At 49.3% G+C, this 17,805-nt stretch carries 21 protein-coding genes and 1 other annotated feature; of the genes, 8 read left to right on the forward strand and 13 right to left on the reverse strand.

Annotation, left to right across the window (positions count from 1 at the left end):
- Positions 1 to 3: 3 nt before the first annotated feature.
- Both ACR9FF_RS23780 and cyoE read right to left on the reverse strand, forming a co-directional pair.
- Positions 4 to 633 carry an SCO family protein gene (locus tag ACR9FF_RS23780; RefSeq protein ID WP_127495588.1) on the reverse strand — a complete coding sequence of 210 codons (630 nt, stop codon included), beginning with the start codon at positions 631 to 633 and terminating at the stop codon, positions 4 to 6.
- 45 nt (positions 634 to 678) lie between these two features.
- The gene (gene cyoE / locus ACR9FF_RS23785; protein WP_435172198.1) at positions 679 to 1,554 is read right to left on the reverse strand and encodes a heme o synthase; all 876 of its coding nucleotides are present in this window, start codon (positions 1,552 to 1,554) and stop codon (positions 679 to 681) included.
- Positions 1,555 to 1,948: 394 nt separating this feature from the next.
- Between cyoE and gerQ the strand changes: the two genes are divergently transcribed.
- Entirely contained in the window at positions 1,949 to 2,551 is a 603-nt protein-coding gene (gerQ, locus tag ACR9FF_RS23790) for a spore coat protein GerQ (RefSeq protein WP_435165466.1), read from the forward strand.
- A gap of 3 nt (positions 2,552 to 2,554) precedes the next feature.
- On the opposite strand, the gene ACR9FF_RS23795 is transcribed toward gerQ, so the two are convergent.
- Positions 2,555 to 2,887, reverse strand: coding sequence for a hypothetical protein (locus tag ACR9FF_RS23795; RefSeq protein WP_435165469.1), 333 nt, complete (start codon positions 2,885 to 2,887; stop codon positions 2,555 to 2,557).
- A gap of 78 nt (positions 2,888 to 2,965) precedes the next feature.
- On the opposite strand from ACR9FF_RS23795, the gene ACR9FF_RS23800 reads away from it, so the two are divergent.
- Positions 2,966 to 3,952: a metal-dependent hydrolase gene (locus tag ACR9FF_RS23800; RefSeq protein ID WP_248761920.1), complete on the forward strand. Its 987-nt coding sequence runs from the start codon at positions 2,966 to 2,968 to the stop codon at positions 3,950 to 3,952.
- Between the two features lie 142 nt (positions 3,953 to 4,094).
- Here the strand turns inward: ACR9FF_RS23800 and ACR9FF_RS23805 are convergent, their stop codons facing one another.
- Positions 4,095 to 4,316 (reverse strand): alpha/beta-type small acid-soluble spore protein, encoded by a 222-nt coding sequence (locus tag ACR9FF_RS23805; RefSeq protein WP_015846431.1) that lies wholly within the window; start codon positions 4,314 to 4,316, stop codon positions 4,095 to 4,097.
- Between the two features lie 130 nt (positions 4,317 to 4,446).
- Here ACR9FF_RS23805 and ACR9FF_RS23810 point away from each other — a divergent pair, with 130 nt between their 5' ends.
- Entirely contained in the window at positions 4,447 to 4,629 is a 183-nt protein-coding gene (locus ACR9FF_RS23810) for a DUF5325 family protein (RefSeq protein WP_127495593.1), read from the forward strand.
- A gap of 31 nt (positions 4,630 to 4,660) precedes the next feature.
- Here the strand turns inward: ACR9FF_RS23810 and trpS are convergent, their stop codons facing one another.
- On the reverse strand, positions 4,661 to 5,650 hold the full coding sequence (gene trpS / locus ACR9FF_RS23815; RefSeq protein ID WP_435165474.1) for a tryptophan--tRNA ligase: 990 nt from the start codon (positions 5,648 to 5,650) through the stop codon (positions 4,661 to 4,663).
- A gap of 69 nt (positions 5,651 to 5,719) precedes the next feature.
- Positions 5,720 to 5,989: a binding site (T-box leader), on the reverse strand.
- 130 nt (positions 5,990 to 6,119) lie between these two features.
- On the opposite strand from trpS, the gene ACR9FF_RS23820 reads away from it, so the two are divergent.
- On the forward strand, positions 6,120 to 7,166 hold the full coding sequence (locus tag ACR9FF_RS23820; RefSeq protein WP_435165477.1) for a permease: 1,047 nt from the start codon (positions 6,120 to 6,122) through the stop codon (positions 7,164 to 7,166).
- Positions 7,163 to 7,576, forward strand: a complete 414-nt coding sequence (locus ACR9FF_RS23825) for a DUF1980 domain-containing protein (RefSeq protein WP_435165479.1) — start codon at positions 7,163 to 7,165, stop codon at positions 7,574 to 7,576. The genes ACR9FF_RS23820 and ACR9FF_RS23825 overlap by 4 nt, the downstream gene beginning before the upstream one ends.
- Positions 7,577 to 7,641: 65 nt before the next feature.
- Here the strand turns inward: ACR9FF_RS23825 and ACR9FF_RS23830 are convergent, their stop codons facing one another.
- Positions 7,642 to 8,076 (reverse strand): O-methyltransferase, encoded by a 435-nt coding sequence (locus ACR9FF_RS23830; protein ID WP_201007961.1) that lies wholly within the window; start codon positions 8,074 to 8,076, stop codon positions 7,642 to 7,644.
- Between the two features lie 241 nt (positions 8,077 to 8,317).
- On the opposite strand from ACR9FF_RS23830, the gene ACR9FF_RS23835 reads away from it, so the two are divergent.
- Both ACR9FF_RS23835 and ACR9FF_RS23840 read left to right on the forward strand, forming a co-directional pair.
- Positions 8,318 to 9,583 carry a methyl-accepting chemotaxis protein gene (locus ACR9FF_RS23835; protein WP_127495598.1) on the forward strand — a complete coding sequence of 422 codons (1,266 nt, stop codon included), beginning with the start codon at positions 8,318 to 8,320 and terminating at the stop codon, positions 9,581 to 9,583.
- 124 nt (positions 9,584 to 9,707) lie between these two features.
- The gene (locus tag ACR9FF_RS23840) at positions 9,708 to 10,511 is read left to right on the forward strand and encodes a polysaccharide deacetylase family protein (protein ID WP_248761866.1); all 804 of its coding nucleotides are present in this window, start codon (positions 9,708 to 9,710) and stop codon (positions 10,509 to 10,511) included.
- 30 nt (positions 10,512 to 10,541) lie between these two features.
- Here ACR9FF_RS23840 and ACR9FF_RS23845 read toward each other — a convergent pair whose 3' ends face one another.
- The 4 genes from ACR9FF_RS23845 to ACR9FF_RS23860 form a co-directional block, all read right to left on the reverse strand.
- Positions 10,542 to 11,186 (reverse strand): 3D domain-containing protein, encoded by a 645-nt coding sequence (locus tag ACR9FF_RS23845; RefSeq protein ID WP_127495600.1) that lies wholly within the window; start codon positions 11,184 to 11,186, stop codon positions 10,542 to 10,544.
- A 134-nt stretch (positions 11,187 to 11,320) separates the two neighbouring features.
- Positions 11,321 to 12,115, reverse strand: coding sequence for a CAP domain-containing protein (locus ACR9FF_RS23850; protein WP_435165484.1), 795 nt, complete (start codon positions 12,113 to 12,115; stop codon positions 11,321 to 11,323).
- Positions 12,116 to 12,503: 388 nt separating this feature from the next.
- Positions 12,504 to 13,523, reverse strand: coding sequence for a Gfo/Idh/MocA family protein (locus ACR9FF_RS23855; RefSeq protein WP_127495602.1), 1,020 nt, complete (start codon positions 13,521 to 13,523; stop codon positions 12,504 to 12,506).
- Between the two features lie 38 nt (positions 13,524 to 13,561).
- Positions 13,562 to 14,332 carry a sugar phosphate isomerase/epimerase family protein gene (locus ACR9FF_RS23860; protein WP_201007957.1) on the reverse strand — a complete coding sequence of 257 codons (771 nt, stop codon included), beginning with the start codon at positions 14,330 to 14,332 and terminating at the stop codon, positions 13,562 to 13,564.
- 419 nt (positions 14,333 to 14,751) lie between these two features.
- On the opposite strand from ACR9FF_RS23860, the gene ACR9FF_RS23865 reads away from it, so the two are divergent.
- Entirely contained in the window at positions 14,752 to 14,979 is a 228-nt protein-coding gene (locus tag ACR9FF_RS23865) for a hypothetical protein (protein ID WP_015846443.1), read from the forward strand.
- 121 nt (positions 14,980 to 15,100) lie between these two features.
- Here the strand turns inward: ACR9FF_RS23865 and ACR9FF_RS23870 are convergent, their stop codons facing one another.
- From ACR9FF_RS23870 to ACR9FF_RS23880, 3 genes are all read right to left on the reverse strand, one after another.
- Positions 15,101 to 15,787, reverse strand: coding sequence for a hypothetical protein (locus ACR9FF_RS23870; protein WP_435165489.1), 687 nt, complete (start codon positions 15,785 to 15,787; stop codon positions 15,101 to 15,103).
- A gap of 136 nt (positions 15,788 to 15,923) precedes the next feature.
- Positions 15,924 to 17,165 (reverse strand): MFS transporter, encoded by a 1,242-nt coding sequence (locus ACR9FF_RS23875; protein WP_435165492.1) that lies wholly within the window; start codon positions 17,163 to 17,165, stop codon positions 15,924 to 15,926.
- A gap of 145 nt (positions 17,166 to 17,310) precedes the next feature.
- Complete coding sequence (locus tag ACR9FF_RS23880) at positions 17,311 to 17,652, reverse strand: hypothetical protein (RefSeq protein WP_201007955.1); 342 nt, start codon at positions 17,650 to 17,652, stop codon at positions 17,311 to 17,313.
- Positions 17,653 to 17,805 lie beyond the last annotated feature (153 nt).

The following is a 17,805-nucleotide window of genomic DNA, read 5'->3' on the forward strand; positions in this document are numbered from 1 at the left end:
CGCTTATTCCTTCGCGAGCTGCTTCAAATCCGACACCAAGCTCTCGGGCGTAAGGGATTCATCGCTGCCGTTAATCCATTTGCGTATTTGGCCCTTCTTGTCAACGAGCGTAATGACATTCATATGTATGAATGAATTGTTGGCCTCATCCTTCTTCACGCTGACGCCAAAATCTCTTGCCAGCTTGATCGAGGCTTCCTCATCATCGCCGCGCAGAAAGTCCCAGCCCCCTTCATCCAGCTGCGCAAAGTTGCGGGTTGCGAAGTCTCGAATGACATCAGGCGTATCATGAGCCGGATCGAAAGTAATCGAGATCAGCTCGGCTTTCGTGCCGAGAAGCCCTGCTTCACGGAGTTGGTCCTCTGCCTCGGAGATCATAAACGTTGTTGGAGGGCATACATCCGGACAGCTTGCCCAATAGAAGTAGACCAGCCTCGCTTTTCCGTTTGTGGAATCCAGCGAAACCTCATTGCCGTTAATATCTTTCAATGCAAATGACGGAGCAGCCATTTGAACGGGCATTTTACTGCCGCCGCTCGACTGCGAGTAGTTCGTAATGAATAAATAAATGCCCATTGCCAAGCAAAGCGCCAGTACAGCGAATTTGAAGCTGTGCTTTTTGAGAAATGCCATTTCGGTTCTCGTCCTCCCTAAAAGGAATCATCCTGGCTAAACAGATTACTTCACGGTATTTGCCATCATTACAATAAAGACAACCATTAAATAGTTAACGGAAATAAGGAAGTTAACCTTCGCCCATTTCTCGGTATTTTCCGCTTTTATGCCTCGAATCGTATGAACAGCCCAAACAACCCCGGCAATCACAGACAGGATCAGAAATACAATGCCCGTGTATCCGTAGGTGTATAGCAGTACACAGGTTGGAATCAGAAGGACGACATACGGAATCATTTGCAGCTTCGTCCGTTTAATCCCTTTCACCACCGGCAGCAGCGGGAAACCGGCTGTACGGTATTCCTCTACCCGGCGGATAGCAAGCGACCAGAAATGCGCCGGCTGCCACAGGAACAAGAAGGCAAACAGCAGCCATGCTCCCATATCCACTTCATTCGTCACCGCGCAATAGCCAAGCACCGGAGGCATTGCCCCGGAAATACCGCCAATCGACGTGCTCCAGGTGGACGTGCGTTTCAACCAGATTGTATAGATGAAGATATAAACAAACCAGCCTAAAAAACCAAGCCAGCCCGTAACCGGATTTACCAGAACAAACAATATCGCAAGGCCGATGATGCCAAGAACGATGCCGTATCCGAGCACAAAACCAGGCTGCAAACGGCCCATCGGCAATGCGCGGTCTTTCGTGCGCTCCATCTTCTTATCCAGCTCTCGGTCCCAATAATTATTAATGACGCAGCCCGAACCTATCGTAATCGCTGAGCCAATAACGACCCACAGCAATGTCAGCCAGTCAATATCCCATTTTGAAGCGACCCAGAAACCGCCAATTGCGGCAAATACATTAAGCCGGAGCAGCCGTGGTTTGGTTAATGCAATTAAATCTTTCAACACGAAGCGAGCCTCCCGAGTTATGCAACAAGGCACGCAAGCACGCGCGCCTATACATTTTCATTGATGAATCGTTCTTAATCATACAGAAAAATAGATGCCATGACAACGTTAGGAGCCATTGTTCATCAATTCGCCATTCAAATTGTGACAATAAATGTGTAACCCTTTTGACCGCCCTTCAATACTATAGGTATGTAGTCAAGTGCCCAGCTCTGTATAGGTTGAAGGGGAGCAAAAGAGCCCGAACATACGGCAGTCGTCAGCATTAGAATCCCGGAGGCTTTGAGGCTACGCAAGCAAAAAAGGTTTCTTTTAACAGAGCGCACGCGACAAGGAATAACCAGAAAGTAGAATTTGTCAACGAATGTATGGATCAATCAACAAATTTCAAAGATTGAAAGCGAGGATCAACAGCATGTCTTACGGTTATGGTTACAAAAATGCAGTAAGTCCGGCTAGCACTGGCGGTTACGGTGGAGTAAGCCCATTTGCAGGCGGCGGTTACGGCGGCTTCCCAACCGGCGTGTCTCCTGCCGCAACAATGCCTAATATGGCAATGCCTATGCCTGTAATGCCAGGTATGCAAGGTATGCAAGGTATGCCAGGCATGCCAACTATGCAAGGTATGCCAGGTATGCCAGCTCAAACGCTTGGAACGCAATCGCCTCCGCAGGTGCCTAGCGGTTCGTTCATTACGCCAACAGGTGGAAACATTGTAACAGTGGGTGTGGAAGAATCTTATGTAGAGAACATTTTGCGCCTTAACCGCGGCAAAATGGCTACTTTCTACATGACTTACGAGAACAACCGCGAATGGAACGCCAAAGTATTCCGCGGCATTATTGAAGCAGCCGGCCGCGACCATATTATTATTAGCGATCCTTCCACCGGCATGCGTTACCTGCTGCTCACTTTGAATCTGGATTATGTAACGTTTGAAGGCGAAATCGCGTATGAGTATCCGTTCCAAGGCGGTACCATTACGAATACGACTCCGCTGACGAACCGCGAAGGCTAAGCGCTACCCTGCATTTGAGCCAGCCCCCGCCGGCTTGAATGTCCATACATGCATTTTGTCCGCACCGCCGGGAATCCATTCGGCAACCCGGTACCAAGAAGAACGCTCATCGCAGCGTTCTTTTTTTATGGCTTCGGCTTCGGCTTCGGTTGCGGCCGTCCAGATCTCCACAAACAAGTTGAATTGATCGGTTCCTTCATATAATTGGACGCTGCGCCCCGATTCCTTCATTAATGTATTTACATAGGCTAAATAAACATCCCTCTCGCCCGCCGCGATTTTATATTCCGCAAAGCAAATGTACATGATCGTCATTAACCCCTTTCTATTTACCATTGATAAAGTAAAGCTCCTCCGTTGATACTACAGCTAATTGACTCAAAGCCCCCGCAATCATTTTTAGGAGGTCTTGCCGTGGACACAGGAACGCATCTTGTTATGGGGATCGGACTCGCCGGACTGGCTTGCGTCGATCCCGTTGTCGCCAACAACCCATCCATCTTCGCCGCTGTTTTGGTCGGAACCATCATCGGCTCGCAGGCTCCGGACTTTGACACCTTTCTGAAGCTGAAAGGAAATGCCAGCTATATCCGGAACCATCGAGGCATCTCCCATTCCTTACCGGCTATCGCCATCTGGACGATCCTAATTACGGGATTGCTTCAGCTCGTTTACCGGGGCAGCCTGCCATGGCTGCATGTCGGGTCCTGGGTGCTGTTAGCCGTCTGCCTTCACGTATTCACCGATTTGTTTAACGCTTACGGAACCCAAGCCATGCGACCGTTTACCGAGAAATGGATTTCATGGAATATCATCCATATCTTTGACCCGGTTATCTTCGCTACTCATGTCATTGCGATATTGATTTGGGCGTTTGGCCTTGCTAGTCCCGTTGCCATCTTTCCGGTTTTGTACCTGTTTACCATCATCTATTATACATGGCGGACGCTGGCACACAGAAGTACGCTCCGCAGGCTCCATTCCCTGGACCCTGAACCGGATGGAACACAAGGCTATATCGCCATTCCAACGATCTCGCTGTCGCATTGGAATATCGTAAAGCGAGCTGCCGACGGCAGCTTTGTTATCGGGGACCTTCGCGGGAACAAGCTCAGATGGCTGGACAATGTCCGCTGCTCCGATCATCCTGCCGTAGCCAAATCCAGAAACGACAACGCGATTCGCAGCTTTTTGTATTTCACCAAATTTGCTTGCGCCGAAGTGAAGGAGCATCCTTGGGGTTATGAAGTCCGCTGGTCGGATGTCCGTTACCGGCATCGCAAGCAATTTCCGTTTGTTGCCGTACTGCTCATGAACAAGGAATACGAAACGGTTGGCTCGTATGTCGGTTGGTTAAGCGACGACCGCTTAACGAAACGGCTGCGCATGAACTCTTATTAACTTGACGAAGGATGGCCCCTGACGCACAATAAGAAGGGGCTTTTTTTTTGTTATCATGCTGGCTTGTTGCACATGGAAAAAGCTCAAGGTTTTACCCTTGAGCTTCTTGGCTTCCATTGAAGCGTTGTGTATTTATAAACGTTTAGCGGAAGCTGCCGCCGGACAATTGTTGTTCAGCGATTTGGACAAGTTTCTTCGTGATATATCCGCCCAGGGAACCTGCATCGCGAGATGTGACGTTACCGTAGTAACCGTCCGCTGGGATTTGTACGCCAAGCTCCGAAGCAGCTTCCATTTTCATTTGGTTAAGAGCGGCTTGTGCTTGTGGAACCACCAATTGATTGCTCGATTTGTTGCTAGCCATGCTGATAATCTCCCTTCAGTTAAGAGCTGTGATGTTTTGCAAGCTTGCAAGCTTATTATGAGCATGTTGACGCAAAATATGCTAAGCTCAAAAAAATATTATTAAGCATCCGTAAAGGAGAGTTAACACCTTGTCTAAACCACTGTCTTTGTTCTTCGCTATCGTCTCTGTGCTGCTTATGTGCGCTACCGCGATTTCGATATCTTTTAACGCCTGGCTGGCCATACTGTTTGCGATTCTCACTCTGTGCATGATTGGCGGAGGTTTTGTTGTAAAAGCAAGAATCCGACGCCGTAACGAAAATAAAGGCTGACGCTTAATAGCGCCAGCCTTTTGTTTTATGATTATCCGCGCGGTGCAAGGAAGCCCATTTTTTCTTTGACGCCGGCAAGCGTGCGGTCCGCAAGCTCCGATGCGCGCTCTGCGCCTTGCTTCAGGATCGCATGGATCTCGCCGGATTCGCGGATCGCTTTGTATTTCTGCTGCAGAGGCTCAAGAACATTGACGACCTGCTCGGCCAGATCCTTCTTGAACGGCCCATAGCCCTGACCTTCGTAACGGGCTTCTACCTCGGCAATTGTCATGTTCGCGCAATGCGAGTAAATGCTGATCAGGTTGCTGATCTCCGGTTTGTTCGCCGGATCGTATTTCACCTCGCGGCCGGAGTCCGTAGTGGCGCGGCTGATTTTTTTGCGGATGACGCTTGGCTCGTCAAGAAGGGCAATATAGCTGCCGGCATTCGGATTGCTCTTGCTCATCTTCTTGCTCGCATCGTCAAGCGACATGATTCTTGCCCCAGTCTTCGGAATATAAGGCTCGGGAACCGTGAAGTATTCTCCGAATCGGGAATTAAAGCGGCTTGCCAGGTCACGGGTAAGCTCCAGATGCTGCTTTTGATCGTCGCCTACCGGAACAAGGTCCGCATTGTACACCAGAATGTCCGCGGCCATAAGCGAAGGATAAACGAACAACCCCGCGCCAACCGATTCCTTGCCCGCAGACTTGTCTTTGAATTGCGTCATGCGCTCAAGCTCGCCCATACCCGTAAGAGTCGTCATAATCCAGCCCAGCTCGGCATGCGCGCGCACATGGGACTGCACGAAAATGTTTGATTTAGCCGGGTCGAGGCCCGCAGCGATAAACAATGCCGCAACCGATTCGATCTGCTCACGGAACATAGCCGGCTCCTGAGGCACGGTAATCGCATGAAGATCCACGACCATAAAGAAGCATTCTTCCGTTTCCTGAAGCTTCACGAAGTTCTGCATGGCGCCGATATAGTTGCCAAGCGTAAGCTGTCCGCTCGGCTGAATGCCAGAAAGTACTTTTTTCATAAAAGTTCGTCCCCTTCTCTTCTTCTAATCCGTTACTAATGCGTATGTGAACGCAAAAAATCCCCCGCCGCAAGGGACGAGGGAACCGTGGTGCCACCCTAATTTACTCGTTGCTTCCCGCGGATATCCGATATTCATCGGACGGGCTAAAGACAACAAGCCTTCATTGTTCCGTAACGGGGAACGGCCGGATAAGCATAGACAGCACTTCAATAGTCTGTGTTCCGCTATCGGCTCCGGGATCCATTCAGCAATCAGGCTTGCACTGGCTTGCACCGTCCGCCAGCTCTCTGTTACGCATTAACCCCTGTGCTTACTTGTTCCCTTCATCGCCTTTCGTACCCTGATTATAGCGCAAGTCTCTACCGCCATGTCAAGCCCGGCCTTCAAAAGTTGTCCTATAGCGGCCAAGCCCAGCATAAGCTGGTTACTAACGTAATCATTTCCTGGTACAAAGAGAGGTTGGCTCATGCTGAACATGTTATTCCGATTCGGGACCCCGCTGCTGGGTATCGGATGTCTTGCGATGGTTTGCCTAATACTGGCTGGACAACCCTGGACCCTCGCTCTGCTCGAGTCCGATGGCGCGCAAGAGTTCAAAATTGTGTTTTTAAGCATTATATTAGAAGCTTTTCCATTCATCCTGCTTGGCGTTATTTTCTCTGCCCTGCTCCAGGTGTTCGTGACTGACGAGATGATCCGGAGGCTGACGCCCAAGCACCACATGGTTGGTATTCTTTTTGGCGCACTGCTTGGTCTCGTATTCCCGTTATGCGAGTGCGGGATGATTCCCGTCGTGCGGCGCTTAATCCGGAAAGGCATGCCCGCTTATATCGGAATTGTGTACTTGCTGGCCGGCCCCATTATTAATCCGATTGTCTTTACTTCCACTTACGCCGCTTTCCGCTTGGAGCCGCAAATGGCCTACGACCGCCTTATCATCGCCTTTATCGTTACCGTTATTATCGGCCTTCTTCTTCACCGGTTCATGAAAGGCAGCCCTCTTAAAGAATCATCCGGCAACATCCCTGCGCATCGCCATGAGCATGAACATAATCATCACCATGACCATCATGACCATCATGAGCATGCCCCCAACCCGGTTAAAAAAAGCCGGCGGCTGTCGGCAACGCTTAGCCATGCTTCGGACGAGTTTTTTGACATGGGCAAATATTTGATCTTTGGCGCACTGCTTACGGCCGTTATTCAGTCTTTTATTGACCGTCAGGCATTTGAGGCCGTTGCGGACCAGCCCGTTCTCTCCTATTTCTTCATGATGGGGCTTGCCTTCCTGCTGTCCATCTGCTCGACCTCGGATGCTTTTATCGCCGCATCGTTTGGAGGAATGTTCGATCATGGTCCGCTGCTCGCCTTTCTTGTGTTCGGCCCGATGATTGATTTGAAAAATACGATGATGATGCTGTCCGCGTTCCGCGCGCGGATCGTTCTTTCGATTACGCTGTTGACCTTTGCCCTTGTGCTGGCCAGCGTATGGCTCCTGGAGGTGCTGCGATGAATCATAACTGGATACGGGCAGGCTTTCTCGCGGGATTTGCTTTCCTCATCATTTACCTCGAACGTTTAGGTCAGCTGCCGCTGTATGTAGCCCCCCGGATGGAGCTTTATGTCAAGCTGTCGGCTATCGTCCTGAACGCCGCCGCCATCCACCAAGCCATGCTCGCCATGCAGCGTAAGCCCCCTGCGGATTGCGAGGAATGCGGCCATGATCATTCCCATCATGATCACGACCATAGCCACGATCATGATCATGACCATTCCATGTCTCCTCTAAAAAGCCTTCTTGTCTACGGACTGTTCCTTCTTCCGTTATTGCTTGGTTTCCTGCTCCCCGCGGCCGCACAGGAACATGAGGTCAACAGCGGCGGAATTCCCCATCTGCATTCCGGAAGCCACGAAGTGAAATAGCCGGCAATAAAATTCAGCCGTGCAGGAAACCCTGCACGGCTGTTCGAATGCATAATGGCTATAGCCTAAAAATCAAAGCCGGTATGATCGTTATTCTTTTCCCGCAGCATTTGATGCTTCGGCTGCTGGTAACGATAATTCCAGTTGGCTGTATTATAATTAGATTCGTAACAGATGCTAGCCGACCAGGTGCCCGCGTTCTGCCGGACAGCGAAATCATACATAATTTCGCCATGCGTCCAATTCCTTCTCAATTTCAAAGCATCAATCGCGAGTTTGCGAAACGCCTGGACCTGGGTTGGTGTCATTCCACCTTCACCTTCTTGCTCCAGCTTGCCGTTCCTAGTCTCAATCGGATTATGCCGAAGGCCGAATTTGCCTACCGCATTGTTCCGGATGTGAATATGAACCGTCCCTCCAACCGCATTTGTAAGTTCCTCTTCTAATTGGCGAAAAACAAAATCAACTTGCCGTGCCAATGGCATAGCATCTATATTCATATAATTTCTCCTCCTTTCTACCCTAAAAATATTGAAAATTAGTTGATTCCAACTAGTTCTCAAGTCTGATTATAGAATCTTTTCAATAAATTTACAATATAGTAAATTATAATTTTTTACAATTATCGCGCAATTACATCTATTCTTGACAATCAATTTCTCGATCTTATTCGACATTTATAGACCAATTTCACCGCTGATGCTATAATATGGTTATTCTATAAAAAGGAGCGCTTACATAATGAGCCAATGGTACTATTCCTTATCCGTTAGAAGTAAGCTGATGACCTCCATTTATTTAAATTTGGTCCTAGTTGCAATCGCGCTGAACCTGGTAATTTTATTCAGTGGGGGCTCCATCCTGGCCGGCCTTATCGTAACGGTGGTACTGGCGATTCTCGCTTACCCGACTGTCGGCTTTATCGAGAAGGCTTTAAACTCCTCCTTTGAAGAGATGTCAAACGCGGCGTTCCGGATCTCCAAAGGCGATTTCACGCAACGAATCGATACGGCTGCAAATGCGTCTCTTGGCGAAGTGGGCCATGCCTTCAACAGCATGGTGGACAAGCTGCGCGATATTTTGACCGAAACCTCTAATATTACAAGGCATGTATCCGAAACAAGCCGCAATATTTTTGATAAAAACAACCATATTCAGATCGCGATGGAGCAAGTCGCCGCCTCTTCGAACGAGCTGGCTACGGGTGCTAACGAAATTTCCGAGGATGTTGCGGACATGAGCGAATCCATTGCCGAGATCGAGAAGAAAGTCGCGAATTATGCCCATGCGACGAAAGAGATGAACGAACGCTCCGAATTCACCTTGAGTCTCGTTGACAAAGGACGAGGAGCGCTGGAAGCACAATCCGAAGGGATGCGCCGCAACGTGGAAGCCACGGAGAAGGTATCCGAGACGATCACCGATCTGGCCCGCAAGGCGCAGGGCATTACGGCGATGACTACGGCCATTTCCGATATTGCCGAACAGACCAACCTTCTCTCGCTTAACGCCTCCATCGAGGCTGCCCGTGCCGGAGAACATGGCCGCGGCTTTGCGGTAGTCGCCCAGGAAGTCCGCAAGCTTTCCGAAGAAGCCACGGTTTCCACGAAGGAAGTATTCAGCCTTGTGAAAAGTATCGATCAAGGCATTAAACAAACGATCAATCACATGAAGGTTAATGAAGAGGTCGTTAAGCTTCAGACGGAGCGGATCCGCGAATCCGAGATGGTATTTGCCGAGATCGTTCAAAGCGTTCAATTCATTACGCAGCAGATTGCGGCATTCGCCAGCGAAAGCGATCAAATGCTGGAGAGCGCACGCAAGATTTCGGACGCCATCCAAAATATTTCCGCGATTACGGAGGAATCCGCAGCCGGCACCCAGCAGGTATCCGCGTCGATGAATGAGCAGATTTCTTCCGTGCAAGGTGTTGTGCAAGAGACGGAGCGAATGCTCAATATGGCTACTCAGCTTCAACGCACGATTCAAGTATTCAAGATGAAGTAAGACAATTATGACGAACAGCCGCGTCCGGCTTACCGGATGCGGCTGTTTTTATTAAACGCATGTTCTCTCTTTTATCGGGGAAAAATAGCTTGGCGACTACATAAGAAACGGAGGCTATAAACGAATGAAGGGAATGCCGACTTTGTCTGGCAGTTTCAGACGATGGCTTGCTTTAGCGCTTACCATCGTCTTGCTGTTTGCTTCCGCAGAGCAAACCTATGCCTCTGCACCCGCAAAGCAAAAAAAGAAAAAGACGGCGGATATGTCCTGGGTAAGGATGCATAAGCAGTTTCCCAATACGTTTATCCTGAGCGGTCCAAGAAACGCCAAGCGAATAGCCCTAACTTTTGATGACGCGCCTGACCCAAGGTTTACGCCTCAAATTCTGGATGTACTAGCCAGCTACGATGTTTGCGCAACCTTTTTTGTTGTTGGATCCCGCGCGGTCAAACATCCGGCCCTAGTCCGGCGTATCCATCGCGAGGGGCATGTCATAGGAAATCATTCTTACAATCATGCCGTCTTGTCACAGCTTAATTCCCGGGAATTCCATACCCAGATCTGGCGGACGGATGCGATCGTAAGCAACATTATCGGGTATCACCCCCGATTCGTACGTCCTCCTTACGGAGAGATGCGCCCGGATCAAGTGGCATGGTCGGGCAAAAGCGGATATACCGTCGTCAATTGGGATGTAGACTCCGTTGATTGGCGCAACAATCCCAATAGCAGCATCGTTCTGCATAATATCAAGAAGACTCTGCAGCCGGGCTCCATAGTCCTGCAGCATGCAGGAGGCGGATACGGACAGGATCTGTCCGGGACAATCGAAGCTCTGCCCGTACTTATCACGCAGCTTAGAAAAAAGGGCTACAAATTTGTCACGCTTCCTGAACTGCTGAACAAATCCGCCGATAAAACGAAATAACCGGCAGCCTCTCGGCTGCCGGTTACCTTACTACTTCAGAACATATACTTTTACGTTTTGAATGCCGAAATTGCTTACCTCCGCAGGCGTGCCCGGCAAATAAATATCGATGCGGTTGCCTTTAATCGCGCCGCCAACATCGGATGCAGTCGCGATCATTCCGCCTGTTGGCAGGCCATCGGAATTATAACCCGTAACGTAAAGCTTTGTGCCAAGCGGAATAACCTTAGGGTCAACCGCAACCGTGCCTACCTTCAGCTTATTGCCGAAGTAGTCGAGGCCCGCCCAGCCGCCGTTCTCGGAAGCGTCGCCGCTGTAAGCCGTTGCTTGAATGCTAAGCTGCTTGCTGAACGTATGGATCGTGCCCGCTTGGTCCGTAACGCTTTGCGCGGTAACCGTAGTTGCTTTTGCAGCTGCAGCCTTGGCAGTTGTCGTTTTTGCTGCAGTTGTTGTTGTCGGGATAACGATCTTAAGACCAGCGTAAATATTCAAAGGATTAATCTTTGCATTCGCTTTCATGAGTTTATCAACCGACACGCTGTACTTCTGCGAGAGCTTCCAGAATGTATCGCCCTCAACAGCCGTATGCGTTTTGCTGGCCGCATGAACCGATCCTGTGGCAAAAATAAGAGATAAGCCGAGTACCGCCGTTGTCATCATCGAAGCTTTCTTCATTTGTGTTGTCCCCCTGGTTTCTGCGTATTTAAGTACGGATGCCTTGCTTATGTGAAGAAAAGAAAAGCGTCAGGCGGAACCGCCTGACGCTTGGTTCTTCCGGTTTACATGACTTCAATAACCGTATTGAAGAATTAGCCCGTGAATTCTTGTACCCACTCGCCATTCACGTAAGCTACGCCGATTTTCGTGTAGTTTGCGTTCAGAATGTTAGCGCGGTGACCGGCACTGTTCATCCAAGCAGTCATAACTTCAGTTGGCGATTTTTGACCCATAGCGATGTTCTCGCCAGCGTAGTTGTAAGTCACGCCGAACGATTTCATCATGTCAAACGGCGAACCGTAAGTTGGAGAGTTATGGTCAAAGTAGTTGTTTTGGTACATGTCTTGCGCTTTTGCCGTAGCTACTTTAGTCAAAAGAGCGTCAGATGTCAAAGCTTTCAGACCCGCATTAGCACGCTCTTTGTTAACAAGCGTTACAACTTGGGATGCGAACTCGCTTTGCGATACTGTACCGCTGCCAGTGTTGCCTGTACCTGTGCTTGGTGTTGTTGGCTTAGCTGGTGTTGTTGGTGTTGTTGGTTTAGTTGGCGTTGTTGTGTTGCCAGTACCCGTGCTTGGTGTTGTTGGCTTAGCCGGTGTTGTTGGCGTTGTTGGTTTAGTTGGCGTTGTTGTGTTGCCGGTACCCGTGCTTGGCTGCGTTACTTCCGTAGGCAATTTAATTGTAATGCCGCCGAAAGTGATTTTGCTAAGGTCGATACCGTATTGCTGAGCGATTTGATTAATTGTATCCATCGAAATATTATTGCAATTTGTGGAGTACGTCTTCACAGCTGGTGCTGCACCTGCAGTTGGAGTCGTTACACCTATGCTGATCAAAGCCGCTGCTGCTAAGCTAGTGACACCCACTCGTAATGTTTGCATCTTCATGATTTCATCCTCCTAAAATTGTATGTGGTATAAATGTTGTTGGCTTGTAACGTGTTAACTTGTTAATCACTTGCCCTCCGACGCCACTTATCGTAACATGTGTTTCGAACTTGTTTCATGGCACAAAAACTGGTAAGTTACGCGTTTTCACTGTAAAAACAGGTGGTTGAGCGTCTTTATGAGAATGTGCTCATTTCTCGCCAAAACCGCAAATTCAGGCGGCTGTTGGCGATTCCGCAGAGCTGTAAGAATATTTCAACTCTAGGAGATCGAAACATTAGAATCCTTTAAGAAAGCGGTTTCAAAAAAGAAGGATAATAAATAAGAAACTCCCCAAGAAGCCGCCTTTTCGGGCAGTCTCTTGAGGAGTTTCTTCAATATATAGCGATTAGTTTACTTTGATGAATTGGCCTGTTGCTTGGGATTCAAATGCGCTCAGGATAACTTTAAGCGATTTGCGGCCTTCTTCGCCCGGGATTGCCGGTACCGTGTCGTTAACGATCGAATCGATGAATGCATCCACCACGCCGCTCGACAGCTGTTTCGTGTTTGTGGAGATTTCGCCGACTTTATGCTTTTCAACGGATCCGTCGCGAAGCTCAACGATAACTTGATCTTCAGGATGCGTGCCGATCTTCATAACGCCTTTTTCGCACCACAGAACCGTGCTGTTGTCTTCGCCTTTGTAGTACGTCCAGCTTGCAACCAGGGAACCGATTGCGCCGCTTTGCATGCGTACAACAACGTTAGCGTTATCGTCTACGTCGCCTGCTTTGTCGATTGTACCGATAAATGCTGCAACTTCGGATACTTCATCGTTCAACAGGTAACGGATCAGGTCGGATTTGTGCACGCCAAGGTCACCCATTGCGCCCATGATAGCTTCAGGCTTGCGGAAAAACCAGCTTCCCGCGCCGTCGATGCTCCAGCCGTCCGGACCAGGGTGGCCGAACGATGTACGGAAAGTCAGAACGCGGCCAAGAACGCCGGACTCAAGAATTTGTTTTGCTTTTACGTGCGGAGGCATCAGACGTTGGTTATGTCCCACCATCAGCTTCACGCCGTTTTTCGCAGCAGCTTCGATCATTGCGGCCGCTTCTTCGTCCGTTACTGCCATCGGCTTCTCAACCAGGACATGCGCCCCAGCGTTAGCTGCCGCAATCGACATGGAAGCATGCAGGTAGTTAGGCGTACATACGCTTACCGCATCCGGCTTAACTTCAGCCAGCATGGTTTCGTAATCGGCGTAAGCTTTGCCGCCATGTTTTGCGGCATACTCTTCCGCGCGCTCGATTACCGGATCAACGAATGCAACCAATTCTACATTTTCGTTGCCAGCATACTCAGGAATATGACGATGTTTGGAGATGGAACCGCAACCGATTACTGCTACTCTTACTTTGCTCATTATTTTCCCCTGCCTCTTCTATAGTCAAAAGTCGAATATTATTGGTTCAAATAGTTCGTTTTCAGCCAGTTGATGCTTTCTTCAACGGATTGAAGCGGCGGATTCGCGCAGCGGTCCTGCTCAACGATCAGCCATTTTACGTCTGCCTGCTCCGATTGCTTGATAAGCGGAAGCAGATCCAGATCGCCGCGGCCAAGTTCAACCGTGTCGATTTCAGCTTTTTCTGTATTTTTAACGAAGTCCTTCAAGTGAACAAGCGGCAGTCTGCCGGCATATTTCGAGATATATTCAAGCACATCGCGGCCTGCATATTGCACCCAGCCAAGATCCATCTCGACTTGCAGCAGGTCAGCGCCTACTGTTTCGTACAGCTTGTCGAATACGACTTGTCCATCGATCTCAACTTCGAATTCGAATTCATGGTTATGGTAGCAGAAAACAATGCCTGCTTCTTGGAATCGCTTTCCGTATTCCGCGAAGTTTACAAGATGTTTCTTCCAGGCATCCGCATCGCGGACTTCAACAGGAAGCCATGGGCAGATCGCATATTTCGCACCGATTGTAGTCAAATAAGCAATTTCCTCATCGATCTTTGTTTCAAGGTTCACGAGAGGTACGTGATTGCCGATTGCAACCAGATTAAGCTCATCTAGCAGCGCTTTCATTTGTTCGGCAGGAATATCTCCGTAACCGGCAAATTCGACGCCTTCATAACCCATTGCCGCAACTTTGCGCAATGTACCTTCAAAATCTTGAGCTGTTTCTTCACGAAGCGTATACATTTGTAAACCGATACCCGGACGTGTCATTTGACAAGCACTCCTTTATCATTCAATTCCTTGTAGCCGTCTATTTTTCATAATCTTTACGATTCTCATTATACGGGTTGCGGTGAACAAAAAAACAGTTGTCTTATTACTCTTTTTTTATGCGATTTTGCCATTTCTTCCGTTTGAGCCGCTTATCTTGTCCTCATTTGCATCCTCGCGGCCGCAGATTCCTTGAATTGTAAAGAAATCATAACCATTTTTTAAGATTATCTTAATCTTTGTCGCTTAAAATAAGATCATTAGTTAACTTCTAGCGAATGTAAGCGACCCGTCTATAGTCCAGATTTATCGCCAAAGTAGTAAAAAAGTAAGCTAATTAAAATTCGGGCGAAACCTTCTGCAGGTTTTATCCGTATATGTTATATCAAAGTCTATTAATGGAATGGAGGCATTCCCCTATGAAAACAATGATTCTCTTTAATAACCGCACAATTCCCGTTTATTTAACCGATACGAATAAAAAAGCAATCGAAAAGTTGTCTGATGTCCTGAACCGCAAGGTTACAACGGGTAAAAATGCCTTGAAAAACTGTATCCGATCGCTGATCAGCGTCGAAATCGTCGGCAGTGAAGCTACGCTCCACTCGTTGTACGAGAAAGATACTTTAACGATCTCATTGTATTAAACCGACTAAGGAAACATTACAATAGCATGTCCCAAAGCCGGCTGTTATCATACGATGCAGCTGGCTTTGTTGTTTTTCATACGCAGCAAAAAGAAGCCCTGCCGGGCTTCTTTTTTTGTTTTTACTTCGTTGTTGTCTGCTGATCGGCCTGCTGCCCATTCTGGGCTCCGCCGCCATTCCGGAATTGACCCCCGCGTCCGCCTCCGCCGAATCCTCCGCCGCCAAAACCGCCTAGGCGAATGGACTCCGCTTCCTGCGTATCGTCCTTCAATTGTACCATAATAATATCATCGGCCTTCAGATCAGCCAGCGTCTTGTCCGTTTCCGTCATTTTCCCGTCGGCAAAGGATGCCGAGACAATCTTGGTTGCATCCGTTACCGTAATGTCCATTGTCTCGTCGGAGAACATGTTCTCCATATTACGCTGGCGTCCGCCGCCGGAGTTCTGCCCATTGCCCGCTTGAGGCGCCGAGCCGGCATCGCCTTGAGGAGGATTGCCTGAAGGAGGGTTGCCGTTTGACGCATCGCCTTGCGCTGCATCGCCCTGAGGAGGCTGTCCGCCACCTTCCGGTCTTTGGAATGAGGATTTATAAATCGTAATGGTCTGGCTATTAATCGATTTAATTTTGCCGATTGTGCCCATCATGGCTCTGCCTTGGAAACCGCCTTGCTGCCCTTGGTTTTGCTGCTGCTGAGCTTGTCCGGTCGTTCCGTTCGCGGCAGTGCCCGATTCATCCGATTTCGAGCCGCAGCCTGCCAAAGCAACCGAGATTGCGACAGCGCTTAGTGCAATTTTCCAGTTGTTCATCTCTCGTATTCCCCTTTTATGGCCTTTTGTCTGCATTGTAGCAGACCAATATGAACGAGAAATGAACAATCCGAACCCGAATGCCAAGCACACAAAAAAAGGGACCTGTATTCAGGCCCCTTCCCTATTATTCTCGTTACCGCAAGGGCCCGGAGGCTCCTTCCTGATGCAAAGCTTTTCGGTTGCCAGCCAGGAACAGCGCCGTTCCAATCCAGCCGAAAAGAGATGCAATGACAAGCAGCATCGTTAACGATACGCTGTCCGACAAGCCCGCTCCAAGCAGCGGTCCCATCGTGCCACGCACGCCAAACAGCATAAGATGCACGCCGAACACGGCCGCTTCCCTTCCCGGGGCAAGTCTGGAAACAAAGGCAAGGATGCCGATATCCCAAATAGCCTCGCCTACGCCTTGAATCCCGTTCCCTACGATAACAGCCGTATAGGTTCCCCATACTCCGTATAACATGGGTACGATCGCGTACGCGCTAATCCCGCATAACAGAACATGTTTAATATCGATCCGGTCAATCAATCGCCCGGCGATCAAGTAAGTTAGCAAAAGACCTGCGTAATAAGAGACACGGGCAAATCCAATCTGCACGTTGCTCAGCTCAAGCACCTGCACTTGAATAATCTGGTAGAGCGGATTGGACAGCATATTGCCGAAGCCGGAAAAGGTAGTCGCAGCCAAAAATACGGCCAGCTTGCGGTTCCCCGATACAAGCGTCCACTGGTCGCGAAACGAGAACTTCGCGCTTGCTCTGGAAGGCGCATGAAGGGCCTGCTTCGGAAGCCGAAGCGAGTTAAACAAGATAATGGATGCTACTCCGAATATGGAAGCCGTAATTAGCGGACCCGATGGTCCCGAGGCATCAGCCCAGGAGCCAACGACATACGCAAGAGGAATCATTAATGCTCCGCTTGCCACCCGCACATACCCCATCAGCCTGCCTCTCACATCGGCCGGATACATCCGCGCGACTAGAGAAGCGTAAGCCGGAGCCTGTATCCCCATCAGGATCTGAAAGACCAGAGCGGTTGCAACGTAAACGGATGGATAAGCAAACAAGGCCGGAAAAATAATGAGCAGTCTGCCAATGAGGTTCGGAACAATAACAAACGGTTTCGGATTGCCCGACCTTTCAATCCATGCCGCCCAGATCGGCGAGAACAGAAGGCCTACAGCCGGCGCCGCGGACAAAAGCCCCACCTGCAGGTTGGTAGCCCCTTCGCGAATCGCGAACGGCATAAAAAATTGATTCAATACCACGTTAAAAATACTAAATAATAAAGTCGCGCTGAAATCGATTCGCGCATTAAACCAGACGCGCGGCATCATCTGCATGCCGAGCTTATAGACACTGCCCTTTGTTTCCATCCCGCTGCAATCCTTTCGCTCCGCTATCCGTTACTATTTTGCAAGTCATACCCATTAGAGCAGAGATTTCCCGAAAGCGCAATAAACATTTTTGCCGGAGCTTGTCATCCCCAAAAAAACGGTCCTTACCGGACCGGAAGAACCGTTACACCAGTATGAACAGCAAGCCGAAGCAAGCGGCGGATACGCCGGTATAACACCAGGCTGCCGCCCGGCTGCAATCACGGAGACGCCAAATCCGCACAAGATACCCGATGGTAAACAGGACGGAGACAATCATAATTCCCATCATAATGCCGTCCATAAATGGATCGTTCATCATGCCGTTCATCCCGCCGCCATGATGCTGCATATTGGACCATTCCATTGCGCTTATGCCGCCCGTAAGGAGCACCGGAAGCAGCAAATGTATGCCATGCACAACGATTGGAAATAACATGCCGCCTATCGAAAGAAGGGAGCTTCGCGGCAAACGTTTATCGGTCACGTAGAGTCGCCTCCATCCCTGTTGCGTTACAACAGTATATGGCGCATCCACGCATAGATTCGTTTTTTTTGGCGGACAGTGATGTTGTACTGGCAACAAAGTGAAACAATTGGAATTCGCAAAAAAAAAGAAGCAGGCATCGCCTGCTTCTCC

Origin of the sequence: Paenibacillus glycanilyticus, assembly GCF_051200795.1 — a bacterium.
In the GTDB taxonomy this organism is placed as follows: Bacteria; Bacillota; Bacilli; order Paenibacillales; family Paenibacillaceae; genus Pristimantibacillus; species Pristimantibacillus glycanilyticus.

Excerpts from the sequence above, each read along its gene's own strand:
- ACR9FF_RS23780 (WP_127495588.1), bottom strand. The coding sequence starts at position 633 with ATGGCATTTCTCAAAAAGCACAGCTTCAAATTCGCTGTACTGGCGCTT.
- gerQ (WP_435165466.1), top strand. The coding sequence starts at position 1,949 with ATGTCTTACGGTTATGGTTACAAAAATGCAGTAAGTCCGGCTAGCACT.
- ACR9FF_RS23795 (WP_435165469.1), bottom strand. The coding sequence starts at position 2,887 with ATGGTAAATAGAAAGGGGTTAATGACGATCATGTACATTTGCTTTGCG.
- ACR9FF_RS23805 (WP_015846431.1), bottom strand. The coding sequence starts at position 4,316 with ATGGCTAGCAACAAATCGAGCAATCAATTGGTGGTTCCACAAGCACAA.
- trpS (WP_435165474.1), bottom strand. The coding sequence starts at position 5,650 with ATGAAAAAAGTACTTTCTGGCATTCAGCCGAGCGGACAGCTTACGCTT.
- ACR9FF_RS23820 (WP_435165477.1), top strand. The coding sequence starts at position 6,120 with ATGCTGAACATGTTATTCCGATTCGGGACCCCGCTGCTGGGTATCGGA.
- ACR9FF_RS23825 (WP_435165479.1), top strand. The coding sequence starts at position 7,163 with ATGAATCATAACTGGATACGGGCAGGCTTTCTCGCGGGATTTGCTTTC.
- ACR9FF_RS23830 (WP_201007961.1), bottom strand. The coding sequence starts at position 8,076 with ATGAATATAGATGCTATGCCATTGGCACGGCAAGTTGATTTTGTTTTT.
- ACR9FF_RS23835 (WP_127495598.1), top strand. The coding sequence starts at position 8,318 with ATGAGCCAATGGTACTATTCCTTATCCGTTAGAAGTAAGCTGATGACC.
- ACR9FF_RS23840 (WP_248761866.1), top strand. The coding sequence starts at position 9,708 with ATGAAGGGAATGCCGACTTTGTCTGGCAGTTTCAGACGATGGCTTGCT.
- ACR9FF_RS23845 (WP_127495600.1), bottom strand. The coding sequence starts at position 11,186 with ATGAAGAAAGCTTCGATGATGACAACGGCGGTACTCGGCTTATCTCTT.
- ACR9FF_RS23850 (WP_435165484.1), bottom strand. The coding sequence starts at position 12,115 with ATGAAGATGCAAACATTACGAGTGGGTGTCACTAGCTTAGCAGCAGCG.
- ACR9FF_RS23855 (WP_127495602.1), bottom strand. The coding sequence starts at position 13,523 with ATGAGCAAAGTAAGAGTAGCAGTAATCGGTTGCGGTTCCATCTCCAAA.
- ACR9FF_RS23860 (WP_201007957.1), bottom strand. The coding sequence starts at position 14,332 with ATGACACGTCCGGGTATCGGTTTACAAATGTATACGCTTCGTGAAGAA.
- ACR9FF_RS23865 (WP_015846443.1), top strand. The coding sequence starts at position 14,752 with ATGAAAACAATGATTCTCTTTAATAACCGCACAATTCCCGTTTATTTA.
- ACR9FF_RS23870 (WP_435165489.1), bottom strand. The coding sequence starts at position 15,787 with ATGAACAACTGGAAAATTGCACTAAGCGCTGTCGCAATCTCGGTTGCT.
- ACR9FF_RS23875 (WP_435165492.1), bottom strand. The coding sequence starts at position 17,165 with ATGGAAACAAAGGGCAGTGTCTATAAGCTCGGCATGCAGATGATGCCG.